Raw genomic sequence first — 5097 nt, 5'->3', positions numbered from 1 at the left:
GATCCGGGACGCCCTCGGCCCCATGCTGCCGCCCTGGCTGCGCGCGCTCGGCGCCGAGGTCACCGCCGTGCGCCGGCTCGGCGACTCGGCCGAGGCGCTGCACAAGGCGGTCACCAAGTCGCGGGCCGACGTGATCGTCACGACCGGCGGCACCGCGTCCGGGCCCGTCGACCACGTGCACCCCATCCTTCGCCGTATCGGCGCCGAACTCCTCGTCGACGGGGTCCAGGTGCGCCCCGGCCACCCCATGCTGCTGGCCCGTACCAAGGAGCACCAGCACCTCGTCGGCCTGCCGGGCAACCCCCTGGCCGCCGTCTCCGGCCTGCTCACGCTCGCCGAACCGCTGCTGCGCACCCTGGCCGCCCGCCCGGCCCCGGAGCCGTATACACTGCCGCTGCGGGACGAGGCCCACGGTCACCCGCACGACACCCGGCTCGTCCCGGTCGTCCTGCGCGGCGACAGCGCGGTCCCCCTGCACTACAACGGCCCGGCCATGCTGCGGGGCATCGCGGCCGCCGACGCGCTCGCCGTCGTACCGCCCGGAGGTGCCCGGCCGGGGCAGGAGGCCGAACTGCTCGATCTGCCCTGGGCGTCCGCCGGGATCGGGGTGTGTTTCACGTGAAACTTCCGGGCCATGACGCGATCGCCCGCCAGGCGGACGAGCATCTCGTGACCCACAAGGTGAAGCTCCCGCGCAAGATCGTGGAGCATCCCTTCCGTCAGGTCGCCAAGCGGGTGCTGATGGCCCTGCTGGTCCTCGCGGCGACCGCCTTGATCGTCTGGGCCGACCGTGACGGCTACAACGACAACTCCGACCAGTCCGTCGACTTCCTCGACGCCTGGTACTACGCGACCGTCACCCTGTCCACCACCGGGTACGGCGACATCACCCCGGTCAGTGACGGCGCCCGGCTCACCAACATCTTCGTCATCACGCCGCTGCGTGTGCTGTTCCTGATCATCCTGGTCGGCACCACGCTCGAGGTCCTCACCGAACGCACCCGCGAGGAGTGGCGACTCAACCGCTGGAGGTCCACCTTGCGCGATCACACCGTCGTCGTCGGCTTCGGAACCAAGGGCCGGTCGGCGATCCAGACCGTGTGCGCGACGGGCCTGAAGAAGGAGCAGGTCGTCGTGGTCGACCCCAGCAGCAAGGTGATCGACGCCGCGACGGCCGAGGGCTACGCGGGGGTCATCGGGGACGCCACCCGCAGCGAGGTGCTCAAGCGGGCCGAGGTGCACAAGGCCCGGAAGATCATCATCGCCACCCAGCGCGACGACACCGCCGTCCTGGTGACGCTGACGGCCCGGCAGCTCAACAAGGCCGCCAAGATCGTGGCCGCGGTGCGCGAGGAGGAGAACGCGCCCCTGCTCAAGCAGTCCGGCGCGGACGCGGTCATCACCAGCGCCAGCGCGGCCGGGCGGCTCCTCGGCCTGTCGGTGCTCAGTCCCGCCGCCGGCATGGTGATGGAGGACCTCATCCAGCAGGGCAGCGGGCTCGACATCGTCGAACGGCCCGTCATAAAGGCCGAGGTGGGCAGGAAGCCGAGGGAGACGGACGACCTGGTGGTGAGCGTCCTGCGCGGGCACCGGGTGCTCGGCTACGACGATCCGGCCGTCGGGACGCTGGAGCTGACGGACCGGCTGATCACGATCGTGCGGGCGACGCCGGGCACCCAGGTGACACCCGACGCCCGCCCGCTGCCCCCGATGCCCACGAGCTGATCACTTGCGGTTGTACAGCCGCATCGTGACCGGTCCGAAGACCGCGACGAACAGTCCCGCCCACCCCAGCGACCAGGCGATCTCGTCGGCGGGCCAGTCGCCCGCCATCAGCCCGCGCACGGCCGAGGACAGATGGGTGATCGGGCTGTTGTTGACGAAGGCCTGGAGCCAGCCCGGCATGGTCCGCGGATCGACGAAGACGTTGGACAGGAAGGTCAGCGGGAAGATCACCATCATGCTGACGCCCATCACCGACTTCTCGGTGCGCAGCAGCAGCCCGAACATCGTCCAGATCCACGAGAACGCGAACGAGAACACGACCAGCAGCGCGATCCCGGCGATCACACCGCCGACGCCGCCGTCCGGGCGGTAGCCCAGGATCACGCCGACGGTGAGCATCACGACGGACGCGATCGTGTAGCGCAGGGCGTCGCCGAGCAGGTAGCCGACCATCACCGCCGGCCGCCAGATGGGCAGTGAGCGGAAGCGGTCGAAGACGCCCTTCTCGATGTCGGTGTTGACCGAGACCCCGGTGTACATCGTGATCATCACGACCGACATCACCAGGATGCCCGGCAGCAGGAACTGGATGTACTCCCGCGGGGACCCGGCCAGGGCGCCCCCGAACAGGTACGTGTACATCAGCACCATCATGATCGGGAACGCGGTGACGTCGAAGAGCTGCTCCGGCACGTGCTTGATCTTGAGGATCGCCCGCCACCCGAAGGTCAGCGAGGCCGACAGCGCGCTCGGACGCGCCGGCCGCTCCCCGGTGACCAGCAGCGCGGCCAGCGACTCGGTGCTGACGGGGGCGAGATCCTGGGCCGCGTTGGACGCGGGCTGGGTCACGGTGCTCATGCGGCCGTCTCCTCGGTGTCGTGGGTGGCGTGTCCGGTGAGGGCGAGGAACACCTCGTCCAGGCTGGGCTGGCCGAGCGAGAAGTTGTCGACGGTGATGCCGGCACGGGCCAGTTCGGCGAGGGCCCGGGAGGCCTGTTCGGCGGCCGTGTCACCGGCGGCCGTGGAGAGCCGGGCCGTCAGCGCGACCGCGTCGTGTTCCAGCTGCACCTGGGCGTCCAGGGCCCGCCGCAGGACCTCCGCCGCCTCGGGCCGCCGCCCGCCGTCCCGCAGGCGCAGATGTACGGTCCCGGCGCCCACGGAGGCCTTCAGCTCGCCCTTGGTGCCCTCGGCGATCACCCGGCCGCGGTCGATGACGGCGATCCGGGACGCCAGCTGGTCGGCCTCGTCCAGGTACTGCGTGGTCAGCAGCACGGTGGTGCCCTGGGCGACGACCGCGCGCACGATGTCCCAGACCTGGTTGCGGCTGCGCGGGTCGAGCCCGGTGGTGGGCTCGTCGAGGAAGAGCAATTCGGGCGTGTTGAGGATGGACGCGGCGATGTCGATACGGCGCCGCATGCCCCCGGAGTAGTGCTTGACCTGCTTTCCGGCCGCCTCCGAGAGACCGAAGGCCTCCAGGAGCTGCCCGGCGCGCTCACGTGCCGCCTTCTTGTGGTGGCCGAGGAGACGGCCCAGCAGGACCAGGTTCTCGGCGCCGGTGAGGTCCTCGTCGACGGAGGCGTACTGGCCGGTGAGGCTGACGCGGCCGCGGACCTCGTCGGCCTCGTGGACGACGTCGTGGCCGAAGACATGGGCCTCACCGCCGTCCGGCCGCAGGAGGGTGGCGAGCATCTTCACGGTGGTGGTCTTGCCGGCGCCGTTCGGGCCGAGGACGCCGTAGACCGTGCCGGCCGGCACCGCCAGGTCGACTCCGTCGACGGCCCTGGTCTCGCCGAACGTCTTCACGAGGCCCGCGGTCTCGATCGCCAGGGCTGACGTGTGCTGGCTCATGGGCGGGGTTCCTTCCGCGTGCTTGGGCTACGCATGGGGAGACCTTTACCGTCGCGCAAACTCATCGGTGGCGCACGCGAAATTCGGGGCGGAGCCCGGCCGTGGGCCCGACGCGGACCCGGTGGGTGCTCGTAGCGCCCACGCGGTGGAGCCGCATGCGGCTCCAGCCCCGCGCCCCCGAACGGGTGCGGGTAGCGTCGGCGTCATGTATGCGATCACGATTCCCGAACCCGGTGGACCCGAGGCGCTGGTCTGGAGCGAGGTCCCGGATGCCGAGGCCGGCGAGGGCGAGGTGCTGGTCGAGGTGGTGGCCGGGGCCGTCAACCGCGCCGACATCCTGCAGCGGCAGGGCTTCTACAACCCCCCGCCCGGCGCCTCCCCCTACCCCGGCCTGGAGTGCTCCGGGCGGATCGCCGCGGTCGGCCCCGGAGTCTCCGGCTGGGCCGTCGGCGACGAGGTGTGCGCGCTGCTCTCGGGCGGCGGATACGCCGAGATGGTCGCCGTGCCGGCCGGACAGCTGCTGCCTGTGCCCAAGGGCCTCGACGTGAAGCGGGCGGCCGCGCTGCCCGAGGTGGTGTGCACGGTCTGGTCCAACGTCTTCATGGTCTCCCACCTGCGCCCCGGCGAGACCCTGCTGGTGCACGGCGGTTCCAGCGGCATCGGCACGATGGCCATCCAGCTCGCGAAGGCCGTGGGCGCGAAGGTCGCGGTGACCGCGGGCACCCCGCAGAAGCTGGAGCGCTGCGCCGAGCTCGGCGCGGACATCCTGATCAACTACCGGGAGCAGGACTTCGTCGAGGAGGTCGCGAAGGCCACCGACGGGGCGGGCGCCGACGTCATCCTCGACAACATGGGCGCGAAGTACCTCGACCGCAACATCAACGCCCTGGCGGTCAACGGCCGGCTCGCGATCATCGGCATGCAGGGCGGCGTCAAGGGCGAGCTGAACATCGCCACGCTGCTGGGCAAGCGCGCCGCCATCAGCGCGACCTCGCTGCGGGCGCGGCCGCCGGCCGAGAAGGCGGCGATCGTGGCGGCCGTACGCGAGCATGTGTGGCCCCTGCTGGACGCCGGGCACATCCGGCCCGTCGTCGACCGCGAACTCCCGATGAGCGACGCGGCCGCCGCGCACCGGGTCGTCGAGGAGAGCGGGCACATCGGCAAGGTCCTGCTGGTCACGTCGTAGGCGTGCCGCTGCGGCGTCACCCGCGGCGCAGGCGCAGCGCGAACAGGCCGAGCCCGAGCCCCGCGCCGACCAGCACCAGTCCGGTGCCGAGCGGCAGGATGAACACCTTGGTCCCGGCCACCGGCCGCTGCGCGACGGGGGACGGCCGGGCCGCGGCGGTCCGCGCGGGCGGCTCCGACACGGCGGTGAGGCCGTCGTCCTCGGTGCCGGTCCCCGCGGACGCCGTGCCCTCCTCGTCCGGCGTCTCCGGTTCCTCCGGCCGTCCCGGCCGCTGCCGCCCCTCGCCCGCGCGGCTCCCGGCGCGGGAGGGAGCGGCCGACGCGGGGGAGGGCGCGAGGG

Annotated in this window: 5 protein-coding genes and 1 pseudogene; 3 read left to right on the top strand and 3 right to left on the bottom strand. The window is 71.9% G+C overall.

Translation table 11 applies throughout. The features are described 5' to 3' along the window. Together EHS43_RS36870 and EHS43_RS36865 are read left to right on the top strand one after the other, a co-directional pair. Window positions 1–622, top strand: a 622-nt coding sequence (locus EHS43_RS36870) for a molybdopterin-binding protein (RefSeq protein WP_260470890.1), incomplete at its 5' end; no start/stop codon positions are given. Beyond that, the gene (locus EHS43_RS36865) at window positions 610–1725 is read left to right on the top strand and encodes a TrkA family potassium uptake protein (protein ID WP_125194968.1); all 1116 of its coding nucleotides are present in this window, start codon (window positions 610–612) and stop codon (window positions 1723–1725) included. The genes EHS43_RS36870 and EHS43_RS36865, both read left to right, overlap by 13 nt. Here the strand turns inward: EHS43_RS36865 and EHS43_RS36860 are convergent, their stop codons facing one another. After that, window positions 1726–2583, bottom strand: coding sequence for an ABC transporter permease (locus tag EHS43_RS36860; protein ID WP_125194967.1), 858 nt, complete (start codon window positions 2581–2583; stop codon window positions 1726–1728). It abuts the gene before it with no gap. Then, complete coding sequence (locus EHS43_RS36855; protein ID WP_125194965.1) at window positions 2580–3572, bottom strand: ATP-binding cassette domain-containing protein; 993 nt, start codon at window positions 3570–3572, stop codon at window positions 2580–2582. The genes EHS43_RS36860 and EHS43_RS36855 overlap by 4 nt, the downstream gene beginning before the upstream one ends. Window positions 3573–3777: 205 nt before the next feature. Between EHS43_RS36855 and EHS43_RS36850 the strand changes: the two genes are divergently transcribed. Further along, window positions 3778–4758, top strand: coding sequence for an NAD(P)H-quinone oxidoreductase (locus tag EHS43_RS36850; RefSeq protein WP_125194963.1), 981 nt, complete (start codon window positions 3778–3780; stop codon window positions 4756–4758). A 16-nt stretch (window positions 4759–4774) separates the two neighbouring features. On the opposite strand, the pseudogene EHS43_RS36845 reads toward EHS43_RS36850, so the two are convergent. Further along, window positions 4775–5097 (bottom strand): annotated as a pseudogene (locus EHS43_RS36845) (hypothetical protein); the annotation flags it as partial.

Source organism: Streptomyces sp. RP5T (genome assembly GCF_003933965.1).
Lineage (GTDB): Bacteria > Actinomycetota > Actinomycetes > Streptomycetales > Streptomycetaceae > Streptomyces.
The sequence above is the reverse complement of the archived record's forward strand: the minus strand, read 5'-3'. Positions and strand labels throughout refer to the sequence as shown.

Coding starts and splice junctions, on each gene's coding strand:
- EHS43_RS36855 (WP_125194965.1), bottom strand. CDS start 3,572: ATGAGCCAGCACACGTCAGCCCTGGCGATCGAGACCGCGGGCCTCGTG.
- EHS43_RS36850 (WP_125194963.1), top strand. CDS start 3,778: ATGTATGCGATCACGATTCCCGAACCCGGTGGACCCGAGGCGCTGGTC.
- EHS43_RS36860 (WP_125194967.1), bottom strand. CDS start 2,583: ATGAGCACCGTGACCCAGCCCGCGTCCAACGCGGCCCAGGATCTCGCC.